The following is a 17,800-nucleotide window of genomic DNA, read 5'->3' as shown; positions in this document are numbered from 1 at the left end:
CCGCGCCCCGGCAGCTCAGGCCCCGCCTCCGCCGCCGGGCGGCACGGTGCCGTCCGTGAACTGGCGCAGGAACAGCACCTTCCCGGACGTCGGGAAGATCGTGGCGACGAGGGTGTACGCCGTCAGGTCGGTTTCGTTCTCGGTGATGTCCCCGTCCACGTTGATCTCCGCGTGCTGGGCGGTGATCAGGCGCTTGACCTTCGCGCCCTCGCGGGTCTCGAACGCGACCTTCACCGGCTGCGGGCGCGGCACGATGAGCTGCGTGTCCGTCGAGCCGGGCCAGATCAGCGACCTGGTGGTCTCGTTGTCCTCCAGCGCCGTGAAGCTCTTGGTGAGCTTGAAGTGCGCGCGGCTGGTCTTGACGAGAATGCCGCCCCACGCGTACTTGTCGTCCACGTCCTCGTCGCGGGTCTTGCCGAAGCCGTTGTCGCCGTCGAGGAGGCCGACGAGGCCCCAGTCGGCGCTGAACGGGTCGTCGACGGTGTCGGGGTTCTCCGCGTCGAGCGGACCGACGTACACGTCGGCGTCGGTCCACAGGGATGCCTTTGTCGGGTCGCCGGCCACGGCGTCCTCCTTGCGTTTCAGGGGTAGGGGGTGCGCGGTGGTACGGCGTATGCGGTTGTCAGAGCAGGGTCGGGGCGACGTTCGCGAGGACCGTGAAGGTGCTCAGGTCGATACCCGAGTCGGGATCGGTGGCGGGCAGCGGGCCCGTGCCGGGGCGCACGGAGCGCAGCAGCGTCCCGTCGTGGACCAGGAGCAGCCCGGCGCAGAGCTGCGCGAGGTCGTGCGCCTGGTCGGCGTCCTCGTGCCACACCGTGACCCGCAGCGTGACGCGGCTGTTGCCCATCGAGGAGTGCGGCAGCGCGGCATCGAGACGCACCATCACGTAGGGCAGGCGGGGAGTCTCCGGGGACCGGTCGCCCGGCACCCGCGTCCCCACCGTGACCCCAGCCACGAAGGGCTCGCCGCGCGCAGTGAGCGCGGTACGGAGGATCTGCGCGCCGATGGACTGCGCGTCGGGAAAGACCACGAGCGCCTTCATCGGCCGCCCCAAGCGCGGATCTCCAGGCCCTCGGCGCCCGCCGCGCGCGTCAGGGTCCCGTCCCGCGCCTGCCACGCCATCCCGCGCACGTCGGCGACAGTCACCGACGCCGCGCCACGGTCCGTCGTGTATCCACGCACTCGCACCTCCACATCGGATCGGAGCGAGGCGCGGGCCCTGGCGGCGATGCTCGCCGCGACACCATCAACGAGGAGCCGAACCTCCGGGCCCTGGAGAACTTCGCGTATCCCGGCAGAGTCCAGGCGGAGTTCAACGAGCATGATCGCCTCCTATCCGGTGGCGCGCTTGATGACGAACTCGACGTGGTGCACGCCGCCGGTGAGCGGGTCGGGCCAGGCCGCGACCTCGCCCTCGACCTCGCACACCATCCCCGCGTGCTCGATCCGGTCGTCCGCCCGGATGTCCGGCGCCGTGCCAGGAGCGGACAGCACCCGCCAGCCCGTCACCACGGCGGTACGCGTCGGGTCGCTCTCCTCCGACTGCACGGCGGGCTGCACGGACAGGGAGCCGATCAGGGCCTTGCTCGCGCTCGCCCAGTCCTTGACGACGTTGCCGCCCCGGTCGGTCTTCGTGCCCGCGCGCACCCGGATCACGCTCTGGTGGAACATCAGGTGCGGTCCCCTCGGTTGAGCTGGTACGCGTCGACCGCCGCCGTCCACTGCGCCGTCACCCCGACCGCCGCCTGCGCCCCGAAGCCCAGGGCTTCGCCGCCGGCCGTCATCGAGGCCAGGCCCGGGCGCAGGGTGTACAGCGCGCGGGCCTGGTCGATGACAGCCTCGGCGACCTCCTCGGGCACCGGGTCGTACCCGTGGTCGTAGATCACAGTGATTTCCGACCATGCGGGCCAGCACCCGGCCGGGTGGAGCAGAACCCCGGCCTGCCGCTTCACGCGGACGCCGGTGAGCGGTTCACCATCCACCAGGACAGAGCGGATCTGCACGACAGGCGCGGCGGGGAGGAGGAGCCTGTCCTCCCCGCCGCCGTCCAGGTTGACCGTGTCCTCGGTGACCAGCGACACCGGGTGCCGGACCGCGCCCCGGAACCGCCGGGTGGCGGCGCGGAGCGCGGCGAGCAGCTTCGGGTCGTCGGCCGGGACGCCGAGGAACGCGGCCAGGTCGGCGGGTTCGGCAAGGAGCGGGTCAGGCCCCGGCGCCATCGGCTCGCTCCTGTGCGGCGGCGAGCAGCTCGTCGCGTCGGTCGGTCAGGGTCTTGCGGCCCTTCCCGTTCGCCTCGGCGTCGAGGACGCGGGCGGTCTCCGCCGGGTCCGCGTCGGCGAGATGCGCCAGGACGCCGTGCACGTCGTGCGCACCCGGGTCGAAGGCCGCGTCCGGCGCCAGCGGTACGGGGTTCGCCTGCGCCACGGTGAGCGGGCCCGAGCGCCCGAGCGGGCGGGCGCGGTAGCGGTCCGCGTCCTCCGCGCGCACCCGGATGCCGCCCATGACGATCATCTTGTGCTCGGGCACGGGTCAGCCCTCCTCGGCCTCGGGGCTCACGACGATGAGCCGGTTCGGCTTCCAGATGACCTGCTCGGCGCGCAGCTCGGCGCGCACGTAGACGAGGTTGCGGCGGGCGTAGTCGGCGTGCTGGTTGAACGCCATGACGCTCAGGCCCTCGACGTCGAGGAGCGCCATCTGCCGCCAGTCGCCGAGGATCACGGTGCCCGGCGTGAGGCGCTGCGAGAGCGCGCGCGTGCGCCCCCACGAGGTGGACGGCCCCTGACCGAACAGGCCCTGACCGAAGAACCGGTCGTTGGCGTCCTGGAGAAGGTCCCACGCCTCGTCGTTCTCGGGCGACATGAGGACGGCGGTCACATTGCCGCCCGGGAGCTGCGTCACCTTCGTGATGGCCTGCCGGATCGCCTTGACCTGCGCCATGGCATCCGCGCCCGGCGTGTAGGTGAGCGACTGCACGCCCGTGGTGTGCAGCAGGCCCTTGGGCTGCCCGTTCGTGCCCGTGCCGTTGAGCAGCTTGTCCTCGATCACGGAGTCGAGCGAGTAGCGCAGCTCGTTGTCCATGTACGACGCCAGGGCGGGCGCGTCGGACAGGAGGGCGTTGGTGACGTCGTAGCCATCCGCGTAGGTGTACGGCTTCGCGTCCGCCAGCTCCGTCTGGATCGAGGAGGTCGGCTTGAGGGCGGTGTCGGCGTCGCCGGGCAGGATCTCGTCCGCCACGACGGCGGCGTTGCGAGTGACGCCAGTGACCTGGAGGTACTCGAACGCGCCGGACGCGGTGCCACTGCTGATGAGGTCGAGGATGGTGAGGTTGTCGCGGTCGACCTGGTCGACCATCGGCATCCGCACCGGGGCGACGTGGCCGAGCCCGACCTGGAGCGGCGCGGCCGTGGCCTTCCACCCGCGCGCCCAGTCGTCGAGCGAGCCGATGTTGACGCGGCCGATGTTGACGGCCGAGCCCTCGCTGAGCCCGGACGGGTGGGCCTTGCGGAACTGCTCGTACAGGCCGGACTTCACGAAGCGGGTGCCGAACGTGCCCTCGTCGGCCTGCTCCTGGCGGTCCTTGACCTGGGGGCGCGCGGCGGGCGCGGGGCGGCTGCCCGCCGCCTTCCCCGCCATCTCGTCGGCGGCAGCCCGCGCCGCGTCCGCCGCCTTCACCTTCGGCTCCAGCTCCGCGACCTTCTCGCGGAGCTGCCCAATCTCGGTGACCTCGTCCTCGGTGAACTCTCGGTCCTCGTCCCGCGCCTTCTGGGCGATCTCCGCCGCGCGGTCGAGGGCCTGCTTGGGCTGCTCGCGCAGCGTCATCGTGACCTCCTGGTGGTCAACGTCGTGGTGGTGACCCATGCGGCGACCTGGGCGGGCGTGAGACCGGGCGACTTCGCGGCGGCCCCGGGGGCGGCGGCGGTCTCCTCGGCCGGCGGCTGGCCGGTCTCCAGTACGGGGGTGGCCCGGCCCGCGGGCTCGGGCCGGAAAGTCTTCTGAGGCTCGGCGGCGGCGAGGACCTCACCGATCGCCGCGTGCGCGGAGACGAGCCGGTCGTAGTGCGCGCCCGCCAGGACCCGCCCCTCCTTCGCACCGCGCGCGAGATCGCGCGCCTTCGCCGCCAGGAGTTCGGTCTCCTGGTTGGCGCCGACCAGGCAGGGGCCCACCTCGAACAGGCTGCTGAATCGCTTGATCTCGTAGTAGCCGCCCCACGGGTGCGCGGCCGTGTCGTCGGTGTCCACCCACCCGCCCTCACCCACCTCGTAGGCGAAGCTGAACTGCTTGATACGACGGCCCTTGAGGAGCCCGTGCACGTGGAGCGCGGTGGGGTTGGTGTCCAAGTCCTCGATCTGCGCGAGGACCTCCAGGCCGTCCGGCGTCTCGGTGGCCTCCAGCACGGAGCCGATATGCGCGAAGGGATCGGCACACTTGTGCGCCCACACGACCGGGATCGGGTCCCCGGAGGCTTTCCACTCCGCGAGGACCTGCGCGAACGCGCCCGGGGCGATGACGTCGCCCATGCTGTCCTCGTTGCCGAACACGCTCACGAGCGCGCGGAACTGGCCCTCGCCGAGCCCGTCGGCAGGGCCCGCCGCCTTGATCCGCGCGGGTGCTTCCTTGGTGCGGGGCACGTCTCAGCCCCCCTCTCGGGTGTAGTCGAGCGAGCAGTTGCAGCCCGCAGTCTCATCCACGTCACCGCGCCCGTCGCCGGGCCAGCGCAGCCCGTTGCCGAACACGTCGTCCAGCGCGACAGCCTCGCCGTCGAGCGCCTCGTGGCTCGGCCGCGGGTTCCGCCCGCCCGTGCGCCAAACCTTGCGGGTCAGCCCGGAGGCGCCGGCCGCGTCGTGCGATCCGAAGCTGAGCGCCTCCGTACCGGCGGTCGCCGCCCGCACGGCGCCCGCCGTCACCCACGCGGCCATGCCCGCGCGGAGGTTGTCCCGCCAGTCGCCGTCCTCACGGACCGCGTCGGCCGCCGCCGCGTACCCGGCTTGCTCGTACTGCGCGGCGTGGGACGCGGCCGCCTTCACCAGCCACGCCTCCATCACGGCGGCGTCCCAGCCCTCCGCGTCCGGGTTGAACTCGGCGAGAACCTCCCAGGCGCCGACCTGCGCCAGGCGCAGACCGTGCGCGGCCAGCAGCGCGGCGAGCTGCTCCTGGCGCTCCGGGGAGGAGACCGCCCACAGGGTGTAGAAGTCCGGCGGCCCGTCCGCCTTCGCGCTCGCGCGCTCCAGCAGGCCCTCGGCCTGCCGCTCAGCCCACCCGGTCAACGCGTCCGTGAGGGCCTGCCGCTCCTCCTTCGCCGTCCCGAGGTCATCCGGCCGCCCGCTCTTCACCAGCCGCAGACGGCCGCCCGCTTTTGGGAGCTGCTGGTCCTCCGGCTTCGGCGCCGTGTCCCGGGGCGACGCGAGGCCGCCCTCGACCACGTTGAGCGGCGTGATCAGCTCGTCCGTACCCTCCAGGCGCGGCAGGTTCAGCACCGTCCGGCCCTCCGCGCGCGTCATGTACGGGGCGCCCACAGCGGTCTGGAGGAGCTGAGCCTGCTCCAGGAAGCTGCCGCGCAGCTTCGCCTCGACGTTCGCCTCGACGTACAGGTTGCTGCCGGGGGCGATGAGCGGGACGAGCATGACGTTGAGGACGTCCTGGAGTTGCGTGATCGTCGGCCCCAGGCTGTGCGTGTAAAGCATCTGGCGGAACGCGTCGACGTTGCTGAAAGTCCCCTCCCTCGCGCCCACCAGCTCCGGAGGGATGTGGTACGCGGAGGCGACCTCGATGTCCGTCAGGCGCCGGCCTTCGATGTCCTGCGCCTCACGCGGGTTGAACGCGGAGAGGGTGACGAGCTTCATGCCGTCTTCCAGGATCGGCGTGCCGCCCGCCTGCCCGGCCCGCCCGATGAACGCGTTGAACGCCTCCGTGAACCGGCTCTTCGCGGTAGCCGACCAAGCTGGGGCGTCGGCGGGACGCTCGATGACGGTCGGGACGCGGGCGCCGTTCTTCCACACCTGGCGCCGCCACTCGACGGCCTCGGTCTGCTCGGCGAGGATCTGCCGCAGCGTGTCCATCGGACTCGTGCCGTCCGCGCCCACGTTCGCGTACCCGTGGTCGAAGAGGAACCCTTCGGACTGCACCTCCTGCGCGCGCCCGTGCGGGTCGGTCAGGTACAGGGCTGCGACCCCGTCGAAGTCGTCGGCGAGCACGTGCATGAGCCGCGCGGGAATGCGCCGCAGCTCCCACCCGCTCGCCGTGTCGGCGGACGGGAGGACTTGAACGCACCACCGGTCGTAGATCAGCCAGTCCACGAGCACGCCGTGCCACAGCCGCGACGGAGTGCGGTACGGGCCCGGAGCGCCGAGAAGCTGGGCGAGGGGGTGACCGGAGACGCGACGGCGGTCCGTGTCCGACACCCGCTCGTACACGTGCCAGGGGATCGTGGAGATCGCCCGCGCGATGTAGTCCGCGACCTTCCGCACGCTGGGCTGAGTGCGCCACACGTCCCCGGCCGCCGCGGTATCCGCGTAGGCCGAGAGCGGGATGCCCGGATCGACAATGCGGATGCCGTGCGCCGTGACGTAGGCGCTGAGCGCGTCCAGGTCCCCGAAGCCTTCCGCCGCCTTCGCGGGGAGCGCGGCCTGATCATTCTGCTTGTTGCGGCGCCACCACGCCATGAGCGGCCCCCCTCCTCAGATCGCTTCGAACTCCGCGTCCTCGTAGGCGCTCGTCCGCTTCGGCGGGCGCGCCAGTACTTCCGACATCGCGTCGCACAGCGCGGAGACGCCGTCGATCTTGTCCCCGGCGCTGGCCTTCGACGGCTTGACGTTGCCCGCGTCATCCACTGCCACGGCGAGGTTGTCGACCATCCACGCCATGACCGGGTTACCGCCGTGCCGCAGCATCGGCCGGCCCCCGGCCTGTACCTGCGATGCCCCCTGGAGCAGAAGCCGCTGCACGGCCTTGAGCGCGGGCGACATGGTCTTGTAGCCCTGCCCGACGCCCACCATCGGCGCGCGCTCGCCCTCCAGCGAGTTCGTGAGCGGCGTGGACGACCACCGGTCGAAGCCCAGCGACTTGACGTCGAACGCGTCGAGGTCCTTCCGGATCTGGGCGCCGATGACCTCGTAGTCCGTCACGTTGCCCGGCGTCGTCCGCAGCCAGCCCTCACGCACCCACACCGAGGCGCTCCCTGCCGTCCGCCGGTCGAGGTCCTTGATGTTGTCCTCGGGCGTCCAGAAGCGCAGCAGCAAGTCCACGCTGCCGTCCCGGTCGTCCGGGAAAAGCCACGCGAGCGCGTTGAGGTCGCTCACCGCGCCGAGGTCCAGGCCGCCATACGCCTCACGGCCGGCGAGCGTGGCCTCATCGACCATCGCCCCGTTGAGCGTCCACGACTCCAGCGTCAAGAACTTCGTGACCTGCTTCGTGCGGATGCCCAGGTGCAGGCGCAGGAAGGACGCCAGCTCGGCAGGGGACTGCTGGGCCTTCTCCGCCGCCGTGCGCAGGTACGCGCGCGTCGGGCTCACCCCGTACCCGGGGTTCGCCTTCTTCCACGTCTCCTCGGCGAACGGGTCGTCGTCCTTCTCCGCCGCGAACACCACGCCGTACACGGACGGCGCCCGGTAGGCGCCGCGCGCGAGCTGCTCGACCCGCTCGCGCTTGCGCTGGTAGACCGACTCGCGCTTGCCCGCGTCCGCCGTCGTGATGATGAAGATCAGCGGCTGACGGCGCGAGCCCGTGCCCGACTCGATCGTCTCGACCAGCTCGGGCGTCTTGTGCTCGTGCAGCTCATCGACCAGCCCGCAGTGCAGGTTGAGGCCGTGCTGCGCGCCCGCCAGCGAGGACACCGGCTTGAAGTAGCTGTCCGTCTTCGGGTGCAGGATGGCCGAGGCGAGCGGCTGCATGACCCGACTGAGCGCCGGGGACTTCTCCACGATCGCCTTCACGGGCCCGTAGAGGAGCCGGGCCTGCTCCTTCGTCACGGCGGCCGTGATGACCTGCGCCCCCGGCTCGCCGTCCCCGCCCATCATGTACAGGGCGATCCCGCCGCCCAAGGTGGTCTTGCCGTTCTTGCGGGGGACGTCGACATACGCCTCGCGGATGATCCGCACGTACATACCGGCGCCGTCGTCCCAGTGCACCCACCCGAAGATCGGAGCCAGGATGTACGCGACTTGCCAGGGGTCCGGCCGCAGCGGCTGTCCCGCCAGCGCGCCCTGCGTGTGCCGGAGCTGCTGGAAAGCCCGCAGCACGCGGTCGACGCGCTCCCCGTCGAACGCCGCGCCGGGTGCGTCCCGAGGCTCGGGCGCCTTGACCAGCGACGGGCAGTCCGGCAGCGGGACACCCCGCTCGGTCAGGTACCACGCCACCTCGGGCGACAGCTTGAGCCGCGCGAGCAGCTCCTCATCCTGGTACGCGGCCGGGACCTTCGGCGACCGCCTACCCGAAGGGGTTGTCCGGGTCCGGCTCATTCTCGGACCCCCTCGCGAGCGCCTGCTCCGTGCTCGGCGTGAGCCCGAAATGCGCCGCCCACGCCCGCACCTCGCGCCCGGCCGCGCGCGCCATGCCCACGGCCGGATGCGGGAGCAGCCCCTGCTTCGCCTCGATCGTCAGCCCCTCCCGCTGAACCGCCTCCGTCGCCACCCGGAAACTGGCCCACGCCTCGCAGTACGCGGCCAAGGCCGCGCGGTCCTCCGGCTTGAGCAAGTCAAGGCGGGCCAGGCCCGGCACTACGCGCGCCCACTCGGCGGCGGCCTCCTCGGACAGCCACTCGGGCGCCTCCGGCGAGAGCCGCTTGAAGGCGGGCCCCGCCTTCACCTCACGGCCGGCGGAGTCCTTGCCGGGCGCACGGCCCTTGATCAGCCGAAGCGCGGCGGGCTGGGCGGTCCGTCCCATCAGGAAGACCCCCCTTCAAGATTCTGTGCACGCACGCGGAAAGCTGACCGCGGCGGGCCCCAGGGGTGGGGGTGCAGAAATCCCGACTCCCCTACCCCCGGGGTGGCCCCGCAGGGAGGTGAGGGCGTGGTCGTAGGCGCGCTCGGCCTCGGGGGTGACGAGGCCGTAGGTGACGCGCTCGGCGGTGATCCTCTGGGCGGCGGCGACGAGGTCGCGGTAGGCGGCGAGCGGGTCGGTCACGGCTCACCTCCGGCGTCGTCTGCGGGCGTTGCCGCGGGCGGCCTCGGCCTTGCTCTTGGCCTCGTGGCAGGGCACGCAGATGAGCCCGAGGTTTTCGGGGTCGTCCACGGCCCCGCCTTCGCTGACGGGCGTGATGTGGTCGAGCTGGAGCCGCAGTTCGCCGTCGGGGTCGTCCTCGGCGCTGGGCTGCTCGGCCCCGCACCGGTAGCAGTACTCACCGTCGCGGCCTGCGACGCGCTTGAGGGTGCGCCACCTGCCTGAGCTGATCCCGTATCGGCCGGCCTTGTCGTCGCGGCCGGCCCAGGCGATCGGCTGGTGCTCGTCGCACCTGCCGCGCTTCGTGGCGAAGGCCGAGCACCCGGGCTCGCCGCATCGGGAAGGGGGGCGAGTGGGCACGGGGTACCTCCTGCCGGAATTCCCGGACGGCTGGGACCGGGGCGTTACTTCAAGGACGCCTCCACCTTGGAGGCTTCGGGGCCGGTGGTGGAGGCGGGCGTCTTCCAGCGGTACACTTCGCCTGCGCCGTCCTTGTAGGACAGCGTCCCGCCTGCCTGCTTGAGGCCGATGTCGAACACAGTGGATTTCCACTGGTAGGTCCCGGGGTCGATGGCCCCGCCGCCTTCGAAACCGTCAGGCACGACGTTGGTGGCATTGCCGGTCAGAGTAGAGACGGCCTGCCCGTCAGGGGCGATGTACGACCAGCCGCCGCCACCCATGGGTGCTTCCTCAGACGCGGGGGCGGCCGTCATCGCCTTTTCCTTCACGGTGACAACGAGGAACTGCCCGTTCTCCGGCTCGTCGTAGCCCGTGGACTTCATGTAGATCACCGAGGTGGGGGTGATCTGGAGGACGCCGCCGCCGTTGCCTTCGATCGGATCGGCGGCACCATCGGTTCGCACGGAGGCGCCGAGCGGTTTCACGTCCGGCGTGCCGGCCTTCGTGGGCTCTGCTGCGGCGGATGGCTTCTCCGGGCGCGTACTCGTTGTCGCCTTACTGGCGGGTTCGTCGTCGTGACTGCACGCGGAAGCCGCGAGAAGGAGTACGCAGGTGGCGGCGACGGGCGCGGTGCGCTTCATGGTCCCCCAAGGGATGAGTGCTTGAGGGGTCATTGTTGAAGTCGTGGAGGCGGCGTGAAGGCGGAGTTGCTGTTCTGTGACACGACGAGGGCCCCCGGCCGTGTCGGCGGGGGCCCTCGGGTGGCTCAGTGTCCGTGTGCGGGTACGCCGAACGTGCCCCCACTGTGACAGGTGGTGTCGCTGCCGCCCGCTCCTGACGCGCCTGGACCTCGCGGAGGTCGACGAGGACGCGGCCGTACCTGTCGTAGCCGTGGTGGGTGAGGTGGCCTCGGCGGAGCCACTGGCGGATGGTGGTGGCCTTGATGCCAGTGGCGGCCTCGGCGGCGTAGGCGTCGAGGAGGACGGGGTGCTGCATCAGCCAGTCCTCCGTCGTCTAGTCGAGCCGTTTGCCTTGACGTGCTGAGGCGCGTTCCGCGCCTTTCGTGTGCCACCACTCGGCGAGCCTGATTCTGAAGCCGGAGGCGACTGCGTCCACGAGTTGCGCGTCGGGTGTCCCGTTGAAGATATTCATGTCGGCACGATCGCTCTCCAGGGTGACTCGCCAGCGGCCGTCCGGCGCGTCGAGATCGAACACTGCTGTGAAAGATCGACCGTTCTCGGTGATGTCAAGGTCGGTCACATGGAGCGTGGCGACACTGTCCTCTATCTGCCCCAACAGGCGCGCGGAGAGCTGGCTGCGAACGTCTTCAACGGTGGCCATGGATTACCTCTAGCAGGCTTTCGCCTTGATTGCGGCGGGCTTGTAGGCGGTGATGATGCCTTGAGGGTTGATCCGGGGGTCCTTGCCGTAGGGGCCGGGGTTGGTGACCACTCGGAACTGGATGCTGGGCGGGCACTGGACGACGATGCGCTCGTAGGTGCGCTCCCCGGGAGTGTTGGTGACGATGGTGCCGCTCCAGACAGTTTTACTGATCTTGTTGCTGAAGTTGGTGCTCCAGCGCTTCCTGGCTACGAGGTGCTTGTAGCCGTAGCTCTTCGTGCCGCAACGCAAGTAGACCTTGCTCGGCCCCCGGTAATACGTGACGGCGACAGTCTTGGGAGCGGCGCCCTTGCACTTGCTCGCCACGGACTGGACCGAGACCTCGGGCGCGGTGCCGCGCCCAGGGGCGGGCGCTGTCTCGTCAGCAATGGCGACGGACGCCGTCAGGATTGTCGCGCAGGTGGCCGCAGTTGCCGTTGCGGCGATCTGCCCCATCTTCATAGGTCCCCCTTGTGAGTAGTCGCTCTCGATAAGGGAGATGCAGATAGGGGCTTTGACGTTCCCGTGCGGCTCCCATGCGCGCGATAACAGTCGTTAGATTCCGTTTGTTGCAATTCTGTTACTCAGTGGCCGCACCCGTCGGAGGCGTCGCGTGGGCTCCTTCTGGCGATCTACCGGCCGGTCTACGGCGTCCTCGGCGAGGCTGTGACCTGCGTCTACAGGGACCGGGGAGCGTGCGGGGGCTCGGGGGAGAGTAGGGCGGGCCCTGACCCTGGAGTTTGGACACCGGAGAGACTTGGATCTTGATGGTCCAGGAGAACGGAGTCCCTGTGGGGATGAAGCATTACCCCGCCGAGTTCAAGGCGGACGCGGTCGCGTTGTACCGGTCGCGTCCGGGAGCGACGATCAAGTCGGTCGCCGCCGATCTCGGAGTGAACACCGAGACGCTGCGGAACTGGATCCGGGCCGCCGACGGACGCCGCGCCGGTGCCCATTCCGCCCCCGCAACGGCACCGCAGCCTGCCGGTGACCCGGTTCAGGCGGAGCTGGCCGCCGCGCGCAAGAGGATCCGCGAGCTGGAGGAAGAACGCGACATCCTCCGCAAGGCGGCCCGGTATTTCGCGACGGAGACGCGCTGGTGAACCGCTGCCAGTTCGTTGAGGATCACCAGCGCCGATACGGCGTGAAGCGGCTCTGCGACATTCTCGGGATCGCCCGCTCGAGTTTCTATTACTGGCGTCGCACCGCCCCGGCTCGCATGGCCCGTCAGGCCGCTGACGACCGGCTCGCGGCCCGGATACGCAAGGCCCACAAGGAGTCCGACGGCACCTACGGAGTCCCGAGGATCACTGCCGAGCTCCGCGACGAGGGCGGCCAGGCGGTCAACCACAAGCGCGTTGCCAGGATCATGCGGACCATCGGCCTCGAAGGGGTCCGTCTGCGGCGCCGGCACCGCACCACCATCGCCGACCCGGCCACCGCGAAGGCCCCGGACCTGATCGGCCGCGACTTCACCGCGAAGGAGATCAACACCAAGTACGTCGGTGACATCACCTACTTGAGCGTCGGCGGCGGACGGTTCTGCTATCTCGCGACAGTGATCGACCTGTGCTCGCGCCGCCTGGCAGGCTGGGCGATCGCCGACCACATGCGCACCGAGCTCGTCATCGACGCCCTCGCCGCCGCGGAACGGACCCGCGGCAGTCTGAACGGGGCGATCATGCACACCGATCACGGAGCCCAGTACACCAGCGGGGCCTTCGCGGACGCCTGCCGCCGGGCCGGTGTCCTGCAGAGCATGAGCGCCGTCGGGTCCAGCGCGGACAACGCCGCCGCCGAATCGTTCAACGCCAGCTTTAAAAGGGAGACGTTGAAGGGCCGAAAGGGCTGGTCAAGCGAGCGCGAGGCACGACTCGACGCCTTCCACTGGCTGTCCCGCTACAACACCCGACGCCGTCATTCCCGGCTCGGCCAGCGAGCCCCGATCACCTACGAGATCACCGTCCACCCAACCTCAACTACCCTGGCCCGAGCCGCATAGACGTGTTCAAACTCCAGGGTCAAGGCCCCACTTCCACGTCCGGGAAGTGCTGGAAACAGGTTCCGATACCTTCGTTGCGTGTGGCGGTCGCATCGTGCATCCGGCCTGGCCGCAGGGCGTCGGTCCAGAGAGTGCGGCCCTGATGGTCGGCAACGACAGTGGCCTTCATCGTGTTCTGCTTCTTCTTGCCCGAGACGAACGCCCGGCGTCCGCCGCGGCCGGCTGCGGGCCGGCGGACCTGGATCTCGGTGGCATCCAGCCGCAGCTCGATGCCCTCGGCCTGGGCGTAGGCGAACACATCCGCCAGGGTCCGAAGCCGCAGGCCAGGACGGTCAGGGACCGCGCATCCGCGTTCGGCCAGGAGCCCGCGCATCTCTCCGACCGCGCGGGTAACGGTGGAACGGTCGACACCGGACAACAGGGCCAGGACGGAGTGCGGGAGATCGTGCCGCAGGTGAATCAGCGTGACGACCAGCCGGTCGACGAACACCAGCCGATGCCGGGCACCGGCCCCCGCCTCACGTTTCCTGGCCCCGCCGCGAGCCTCGTGACGACGCCCCTCAATCATGGCCTGCCACGGGCCAGCCAACTCCTCGACCAGGCAAGCCAGATGCTGCCGGGAGACACCGGTGAACAGCTGATGCGCGAGAACGTTCCGGTCGACCGTGATCACCACGGACTGGATCATCCCACCCTCGCGCGATCCCTCCCCAACCGCAATCACGCACCAGCTCGTTACGAGTTGGTGCGTGATAGCGGGTGAGGTGTCGTGCCACGTGGATGGCATGATCCCGCTGTGGCGATCATGGTCAATCGGGCGGTGCTGGCGCATCGACTGTTCACGGGGCTCTCCCGGCGTCATCTTGCGTGCTTGGTCGAAGAGTTGGCCGAGCCGTGGCAGGCCGGGGTCGAGGGTCGCCGCCATGCTGTGCGAGGCGGGGCCCGCAAGCGGGCCGAAGGCGCCGGCGCCCGCCATCAGCTGGTGTTCGTCGACCGGTTGGTGGCCACACTCATCCACCTGCGGCACGACCTGCCGCACTCGGTGCTGGGGCTGCTGTTACGAGTTGGTGCGTGATAGCGGGTGAGGTGTGTTTGCCCTGCTCACGGCCGTTTTCAGATGCTGGTGTTGCGGTCGGAGACGAGGCCGGCGATGGCGCGGTAGGTGTCGGGCAGGCGGTCGCGGCGATGTGTCCAGCGGGTCAGTTGCTTCCAGCGTTTGTGATCAGCGAGGGCGTGTTCGACGGTGATGCGGTCGGACGAGTGGCCGTGGCGGTCGCGTCCCCATTGTTCGACTCTGTCGGGCAGTGCTCCCGGCCGGGGTTTTCTCGGCGGCGTGATCGCCTGCCCGCGATGGTCGCGGCTCAGCCCCAGGTAGCCGTCGTCCAACAGGACCTCGACGTCGGGGAAGTGCTGGAAGCAGATGGCGATGCCTTCGTCGCGGGCGGCGGTGGCGTCGTGCATACGCCCAGGTCGTAGGGCATCGGTCCATAACGTGCGGCCCCGCCAGCCGGCGATCACGGTGGCCTTCATCGTGTTCTGCTTCTTCTTGCCCGAGACGAATGCGCGCCGGCCGCCGCGGCCGGCCGGTGGCCGGCGGACCCGGATCTCGGTGGCGTCCAGACGCAGCTCGACACCTTCGGCCTGCGCGTAGGCAAACACATCCGCCGGAGTCCGAAGCCGCAGGCCGGGACGGTCGGGAACCGCGCACCCCCGCTCCGCCAAGAGCGTGCGCACCTCTCCGATCGCCCGGGTGACCGTGGATCGGTCGACACCTGACAGCAGCCCCAGCACCGAGTGCGGCAGGTCGTGCCGCAGGTGGATGAGTGTGGCCACCAACCGGTCGACGAACACCAGCTGATGGCGGGCGCCGGCGCCTTCGGCCCGCTTGCGGGCCCCGCCTCGCACAGCATGGCGGCGACCCTCGACCCCGGCCTGCCACGGCTCGGCCAACTCTTCGACCAAGCACGCAAGATGACGCCGGGAGAGCCCCGTGAACAGTCGATGCGCCAGCACCGCCCGATTGACCATGATCGCCACAGCGGGATCATGCCATCCACGTGGCACGACACCTCACCCGCTATCACGCACCAACTCGTTAAGGAGTCCGCAGATTCCTTGGCCCGCCTGAACATGGAATGGGAGCATGCTCAGATGAAGGTTGCCGAGGTAGGTAACCGTCGAACGGCCAGCAACATGCATTTCGCCGTGCTCCAAGGAGAACTAGAGAGTCTGGCTCGACAGGCGGAATGGCTGCGGAGTCAGCTCGCGCCCGCCTCACAGGAAGAGCAATTGGACGGCGAGGAGTAGTCAGTGAAGGGTTCGACGTACCGCCGCTGTTACTGCCGTGACGCCGAGGGGCGCGCGCTCGGGAAGGCGTGCCCGCAGCTCTCCAGCCGCCGGCACGGCGTGTGGGCGGTGCGTCAGGAGCTGCCGCCGCGCGAGGACGGCAGTCGGCGCTCCTTCTCCCGCTCCGGGTACGAGACGGCGAAGGCGGCCCAGGCGGACCTCGACAAGGTCCGTGCGCTCCTCGACCTCCCGGACGGCAACGACGCGGACGGGCAGGTCCGTATCGGGGATCTGCTGGAAGCCGTGTCGACGGACAAGAAGGCGCCCCTCCCCGACCTCGCCGAGACGCGCCGCCGGTTCCGCGCGGGGCAGGCCCTCGTCAGCAGTACGACCGTGGGTGACTGGCTGGATGAGTGGCACGCTGCGAAGAAGCGGAAGAAGTCCACGCTCCGCGGCTACGCCTCCCACATCGACGTCCACCTCAAGCCAGGCATCGGGCACCTGCTCCTCGACCGCCTCAACGTCGGGCATCTCACCGAGTTCTTCGACGCGATCGACACGGCGAACGAGACGATCCTCGTGCAGAACCAGCAGCGCCGCGAGCAGCAGGCGCGCGCGACCTGGGGGAAGCGCTCCCGGCCGCCCGCGGCTGAGGCGGCGCGCCTGGAGCGGGAGCGAGCAAAGCTCGCCGAGATGCCGCCGTACCGGCGGGTGACGGGCCCGGCGACGAAGCAGCGCATCCGCGCGACACTGCGCTCGGCGCTCAACGCGGCGATCGCACAGCAGCTCCTCACCTTCAACCCGGCCGCACACGTCGAGCTGGAGTCCGGCCGCCGGCCGAAGGCTGTGCTGTGGACCGAGGAGCACGTCGAGCACTGGAAGAGGACGGGCGAGAAGCCGTCCGGCGTAATGGTGTGGACGCCCGTGCAGGTCGGCGTCTTTCTGGACCACGCCGAGTCCGACCGGTTGTACGCGCTGTTCCACCTGATCGCGTTCCGGGGGCCTCGCCGTGGTGAGGCGATCGGGCAGGCGTGGTCCGACATCGACCTCGTCAAGGCGCGCCTGACGGTCTCCAAGACGATCATCCAGGACGGGTGGACTCCGATCCAGAGCGATCCGAAGACGGAGGAGAGCGCGGGCACAATCGCCCTGGGACCCGCGACGGTTCGCGCGCTCGTCGAGCATCGGGAGCGTCAGCAGGCGGAGCGTGCCGCGCGCCTGGAGGCGGGGCTGCCGTGGCACGAGACCGGGAAGGTCTTCGTGGACACGGATGGTGGGTGGCTGCATCCGGAGAAGGTGTCGGACGTGTTCCGACGGCTGTGCCGGGAGGCCGGGCTGCCGCCGATCAACCTGCGGGATCTGCGGCACGTCGCGGCAACGCTGATCCATGCGGGTGGAGGTGACATCCACGCGATCAAGGAGACGCTGCGGCACACGACGATTCAGCTAGCGTCCGACACGTACACCAGCCTTCTCCCCCAGGTCGATCAGGAGGTCGCCTGGAACGCGGAGGCTGTGGTGCCCCGTGCGCGCCGGGAAGCCGGTTCCGGCACTCCCGCTCACGCATCGCTCACGCAGGAGCCCTGAACGCGGCTGAGCGCCTCCCGCGGTGGATACCGGGTGAGGCGCTCGGGTGCTGGCCGGGAGAGATTTCCGGGGGGAGTTCGAGTGGGGCGGCTGGGACTCGAACCCAGGACCGACGGATTATGAGTCCGCTGCTCTAACCGGCTGAGCTACCGCCCCGTTGCGGCGCGTCGGGTGGACCCCGTCAGCGCCGTCTGCCGCAGCATAGCCGGTCATACGATCTCTCGCCTCGGATGGGGCCGACCTGCCGCGACACGCAGAAGGACCCCGGCGAACCGGGGTCCTTCGCTGTGCTCTCCCGACTGGACTCGAACCAGTAACCTGCCGGTTAACAGCCGGCTGCTCTGCCAATTGAGCTACAGGAGACCGAGCTCCCCCGACTGGACTCGAACCAGTAACCTGCCGGTTAACAGCCGGCTGCTCTGCCAATTGAGCTACAGGGGATCGACCTGCCGCGGCGGACGCGGGGCCGCTGTGTGCGGTGCGCGCTCGCTGCGCCTCATACATTAGCGCAAGCAGGGGGGTGCTTTGCCAATCGGTTGGGGCTGGCGCCCGGCTCACGGGGAACCCTCTTCGGGACAGGCCGGTGCGCCGGGCGATGATCGGGCAAGATCACGTACGGGCAGACCGACGCAGACCGAACACGAGGGAAAGGGTGGCCGCCATCATGCGCTACCGGATCGCATTCGCCGCGGGCGCGGCTCTGGGCTACGTCCTGGGGACCAGGGCCGGGCGCGAACGCTACGAACAGCTCGCGAAGTACGCCCGGCAGGTCTCGCACAATCCGGCGGTGCGGAACGTGACCGAGACCGCCGCGCAGCAGGGCCGGGTCGCGGCGGGGAAGGCGGTGCACGTCGTCTCGGTGAAGGTCGGTGACCGGCTGCCGGACTCCGTCTCGCGTCGGGTACGGGCCTTCGCGGGCCACGACTCCGGCGACGACTTCGGCTCCGGCACGGTCTAGGGGCCGGGCAGTACGCGGCACGCAGGGGCGGCCGG

The 17,800-nt window shown here is 70.1% G+C and carries 20 protein-coding genes, 3 tRNA genes and 2 pseudogenes; 4 read left to right on the top strand and 21 right to left on the bottom strand.

Annotated features, from left to right (window positions below; translation table 11 throughout):
• Nucleotides 1–15: 15 nt before the first annotated feature.
• From SSBG_RS30295 to SSBG_RS21275, 16 genes are all read right to left on the bottom strand, one after another.
• Nucleotides 16–564 (bottom strand): hypothetical protein, encoded by a 549-nt coding sequence (locus SSBG_RS30295; RefSeq protein ID WP_050776808.1) that lies wholly within the window; start codon nucleotides 562–564, stop codon nucleotides 16–18.
• 58 nt (nucleotides 565–622) lie between these two features.
• Nucleotides 623–1,042: a hypothetical protein gene (locus tag SSBG_RS21345; protein ID WP_106429372.1), complete on the bottom strand. Its 420-nt coding sequence runs from the start codon at nucleotides 1,040–1,042 to the stop codon at nucleotides 623–625.
• Entirely contained in the window at nucleotides 1,039–1,323 is a 285-nt protein-coding gene (locus tag SSBG_RS21340) for a hypothetical protein (protein WP_008748141.1), read from the bottom strand. The genes SSBG_RS21345 and SSBG_RS21340 overlap by 4 nt, the downstream gene beginning before the upstream one ends.
• A 9-nt stretch (nucleotides 1,324–1,332) precedes the next feature.
• Nucleotides 1,333–1,671: a hypothetical protein gene (locus tag SSBG_RS21335; protein ID WP_050776807.1), complete on the bottom strand. Its 339-nt coding sequence runs from the start codon at nucleotides 1,669–1,671 to the stop codon at nucleotides 1,333–1,335.
• Nucleotides 1,671–2,219, bottom strand: a complete 549-nt coding sequence (locus tag SSBG_RS21330) for a hypothetical protein (RefSeq protein ID WP_037870337.1) — start codon at nucleotides 2,217–2,219, stop codon at nucleotides 1,671–1,673. Before SSBG_RS21330 ends, SSBG_RS21335 begins: the two co-directional genes overlap by 1 nt.
• Nucleotides 2,203–2,526, bottom strand: coding sequence for a hypothetical protein (locus tag SSBG_RS21325; RefSeq protein ID WP_008748139.1), 324 nt, complete (start codon nucleotides 2,524–2,526; stop codon nucleotides 2,203–2,205). The genes SSBG_RS21330 and SSBG_RS21325 overlap by 17 nt, the downstream gene beginning before the upstream one ends.
• A gap of 3 nt (nucleotides 2,527–2,529) precedes the next feature.
• On the bottom strand, nucleotides 2,530–3,858 hold the full coding sequence (locus SSBG_RS21320; RefSeq protein WP_234010615.1) for a phage major capsid protein: 1,329 nt from the start codon (nucleotides 3,856–3,858) through the stop codon (nucleotides 2,530–2,532).
• Nucleotides 3,816–4,628, bottom strand: a complete 813-nt coding sequence (locus SSBG_RS21315; RefSeq protein WP_008748137.1) for an HK97 family phage prohead protease — start codon at nucleotides 4,626–4,628, stop codon at nucleotides 3,816–3,818. Before SSBG_RS21315 ends, SSBG_RS21320 begins: the two co-directional genes overlap by 43 nt.
• Before the next feature lie 3 nt (nucleotides 4,629–4,631).
• Nucleotides 4,632–6,659 carry a phage portal protein gene (locus SSBG_RS21310; protein WP_008748136.1) on the bottom strand — a complete coding sequence of 676 codons (2,028 nt, stop codon included), beginning with the start codon at nucleotides 6,657–6,659 and terminating at the stop codon, nucleotides 4,632–4,634.
• Nucleotides 6,660–6,674: 15 nt separating this feature from the next.
• A complete protein-coding gene (locus tag SSBG_RS21305) occupies nucleotides 6,675–8,453 on the bottom strand; it encodes a terminase large subunit (RefSeq protein ID WP_008748135.1) in 1,779 nt (592 codons plus the stop codon).
• Nucleotides 8,422–8,877 (bottom strand): phage terminase small subunit P27 family, encoded by a 456-nt coding sequence (locus tag SSBG_RS21300; protein WP_037870335.1) that lies wholly within the window; start codon nucleotides 8,875–8,877, stop codon nucleotides 8,422–8,424. The genes SSBG_RS21305 and SSBG_RS21300 overlap by 32 nt, the downstream gene beginning before the upstream one ends.
• A 15-nt stretch (nucleotides 8,878–8,892) precedes the next feature.
• Nucleotides 8,893–9,117 carry a hypothetical protein gene (locus SSBG_RS21295; RefSeq protein ID WP_008748133.1) on the bottom strand — a complete coding sequence of 75 codons (225 nt, stop codon included), beginning with the start codon at nucleotides 9,115–9,117 and terminating at the stop codon, nucleotides 8,893–8,895.
• Nucleotides 9,118–9,120: 3 nt separating this feature from the next.
• Complete coding sequence (locus SSBG_RS21290) at nucleotides 9,121–9,513, bottom strand: HNH endonuclease (protein WP_008748132.1); 393 nt, start codon at nucleotides 9,511–9,513, stop codon at nucleotides 9,121–9,123.
• 44 nt (nucleotides 9,514–9,557) lie between these two features.
• Nucleotides 9,558–10,193: a hypothetical protein gene (locus SSBG_RS21285; RefSeq protein ID WP_158677804.1), complete on the bottom strand. Its 636-nt coding sequence runs from the start codon at nucleotides 10,191–10,193 to the stop codon at nucleotides 9,558–9,560.
• Nucleotides 10,194–10,566: 373 nt separating this feature from the next.
• Nucleotides 10,567–10,893, bottom strand: a complete 327-nt coding sequence (locus SSBG_RS21280) for a hypothetical protein (protein WP_008748129.1) — start codon at nucleotides 10,891–10,893, stop codon at nucleotides 10,567–10,569.
• Between the two features lie 9 nt (nucleotides 10,894–10,902).
• A complete protein-coding gene (locus tag SSBG_RS21275) occupies nucleotides 10,903–11,394 on the bottom strand; it encodes a hypothetical protein (protein ID WP_008748128.1) in 492 nt (163 codons plus the stop codon).
• A gap of 329 nt (nucleotides 11,395–11,723) precedes the next feature.
• Between SSBG_RS21275 and SSBG_RS21265 the strand changes: the two genes are divergently transcribed.
• Nucleotides 11,724–12,934, top strand: a protein-coding gene (locus SSBG_RS21265; RefSeq protein ID WP_086023026.1) for an IS3 family transposase whose coding sequence is annotated in 2 segments (ribosomal slippage) — nucleotides 11,724–12,015 and nucleotides 12,015–12,934 — 1,212 coding nt in all. Because the reading frame shifts where the segments join, the coding sequence is not laid out codon by codon here.
• A 28-nt stretch (nucleotides 12,935–12,962) separates the two neighbouring features.
• Here the strand turns inward: SSBG_RS21265 and SSBG_RS21260 are convergent.
• Nucleotides 12,963–13,622, bottom strand: a pseudogene (locus tag SSBG_RS21260) (transposase family protein); the annotation flags it as partial.
• Nucleotides 13,623–13,739: 117 nt separating this feature from the next.
• On the opposite strand from SSBG_RS21260, the pseudogene SSBG_RS31580 reads away from it, so the two are divergent.
• A pseudogene (locus tag SSBG_RS31580) lies at nucleotides 13,740–13,991 on the top strand (IS5/IS1182 family transposase); the annotation flags it as partial.
• 56 nt (nucleotides 13,992–14,047) lie between these two features.
• On the opposite strand, the gene SSBG_RS21255 reads toward SSBG_RS31580, so the two are convergent.
• On the bottom strand, nucleotides 14,048–14,962 hold the full coding sequence (locus tag SSBG_RS21255) for a transposase family protein (RefSeq protein ID WP_008748125.1): 915 nt from the start codon (nucleotides 14,960–14,962) through the stop codon (nucleotides 14,048–14,050).
• A 282-nt stretch (nucleotides 14,963–15,244) separates the two neighbouring features.
• On the opposite strand from SSBG_RS21255, the gene SSBG_RS21250 reads away from it, so the two are divergent.
• A complete protein-coding gene (locus tag SSBG_RS21250) occupies nucleotides 15,245–16,807 on the top strand; it encodes a site-specific integrase (protein ID WP_008748123.1) in 1,563 nt (520 codons plus the stop codon).
• 82 nt (nucleotides 16,808–16,889) lie between these two features.
• Here the strand turns inward: SSBG_RS21250 and SSBG_RS21245 are convergent.
• The 3 genes from SSBG_RS21245 to SSBG_RS21235 form a co-directional block, all read right to left on the bottom strand.
• A tRNA-Ile gene (locus SSBG_RS21245) sits at nucleotides 16,890–16,963 on the bottom strand.
• Between the two features lie 134 nt (nucleotides 16,964–17,097).
• Nucleotides 17,098–17,170, bottom strand: a tRNA-Asn gene (locus SSBG_RS21240).
• Between the two features lie 5 nt (nucleotides 17,171–17,175).
• Nucleotides 17,176–17,248, bottom strand: a tRNA-Asn gene (locus tag SSBG_RS21235).
• Between the two features lie 223 nt (nucleotides 17,249–17,471).
• On the opposite strand from SSBG_RS21235, the gene SSBG_RS21230 reads away from it, so the two are divergent.
• Nucleotides 17,472–17,765 (top strand): hypothetical protein, encoded by a 294-nt coding sequence (locus SSBG_RS21230; RefSeq protein WP_037871717.1) that lies wholly within the window; start codon nucleotides 17,472–17,474, stop codon nucleotides 17,763–17,765.
• Nucleotides 17,766–17,800 lie beyond the last annotated feature (35 nt).

It is taken from the genome of Streptomyces sp. SPB074 (assembly GCF_000154905.1).
GTDB lineage: Bacteria > Actinomycetota > Actinomycetes > Streptomycetales > Streptomycetaceae > Streptomyces.
The sequence above is the reverse complement of the archived record's forward strand: the minus strand, read 5'-3'. Positions and strand labels throughout refer to the sequence as shown.

Bases quoted from the DNA above. Each gene is read 5' to 3' on its own strand.
- SSBG_RS21275 (WP_008748128.1), bottom strand. From the start codon at position 11,394: ATGAAGATGGGGCAGATCGCCGCAACGGCAACTGCGGCCACCTGCGCG.
- SSBG_RS21280 (WP_008748129.1), bottom strand. From the start codon at position 10,893: ATGGCCACCGTTGAAGACGTTCGCAGCCAGCTCTCCGCGCGCCTGTTG.
- SSBG_RS21255 (WP_008748125.1), bottom strand. From the start codon at position 14,962: ATGGTCAATCGGGCGGTGCTGGCGCATCGACTGTTCACGGGGCTCTCC.
- SSBG_RS21335 (WP_050776807.1), bottom strand. From the start codon at position 1,671: ATGTTCCACCAGAGCGTGATCCGGGTGCGCGCGGGCACGAAGACCGAC.
- SSBG_RS21320 (WP_234010615.1), bottom strand. From the start codon at position 3,858: ATGGGTCACCACCACGACGTTGACCACCAGGAGGTCACGATGACGCTG.
- SSBG_RS21285 (WP_158677804.1), bottom strand. From the start codon at position 10,193: ATGAAGCGCACCGCGCCCGTCGCCGCCACCTGCGTACTCCTTCTCGCG.
- SSBG_RS21300 (WP_037870335.1), bottom strand. From the start codon at position 8,877: ATGGGACGGACCGCCCAGCCCGCCGCGCTTCGGCTGATCAAGGGCCGT.
- SSBG_RS21340 (WP_008748141.1), bottom strand. From the start codon at position 1,323: ATGCTCGTTGAACTCCGCCTGGACTCTGCCGGGATACGCGAAGTTCTC.
- SSBG_RS21330 (WP_037870337.1), bottom strand. From the start codon at position 2,219: ATGGCGCCGGGGCCTGACCCGCTCCTTGCCGAACCCGCCGACCTGGCC.
- SSBG_RS21305 (WP_008748135.1), bottom strand. From the start codon at position 8,453: ATGAGCCGGACCCGGACAACCCCTTCGGGTAGGCGGTCGCCGAAGGTC.
- SSBG_RS21345 (WP_106429372.1), bottom strand. From the start codon at position 1,042: ATGAAGGCGCTCGTGGTCTTTCCCGACGCGCAGTCCATCGGCGCGCAG.
- SSBG_RS21230 (WP_037871717.1), top strand. From the start codon at position 17,472: ATGCGCTACCGGATCGCATTCGCCGCGGGCGCGGCTCTGGGCTACGTC.
- SSBG_RS21310 (WP_008748136.1), bottom strand. From the start codon at position 6,659: ATGGCGTGGTGGCGCCGCAACAAGCAGAATGATCAGGCCGCGCTCCCC.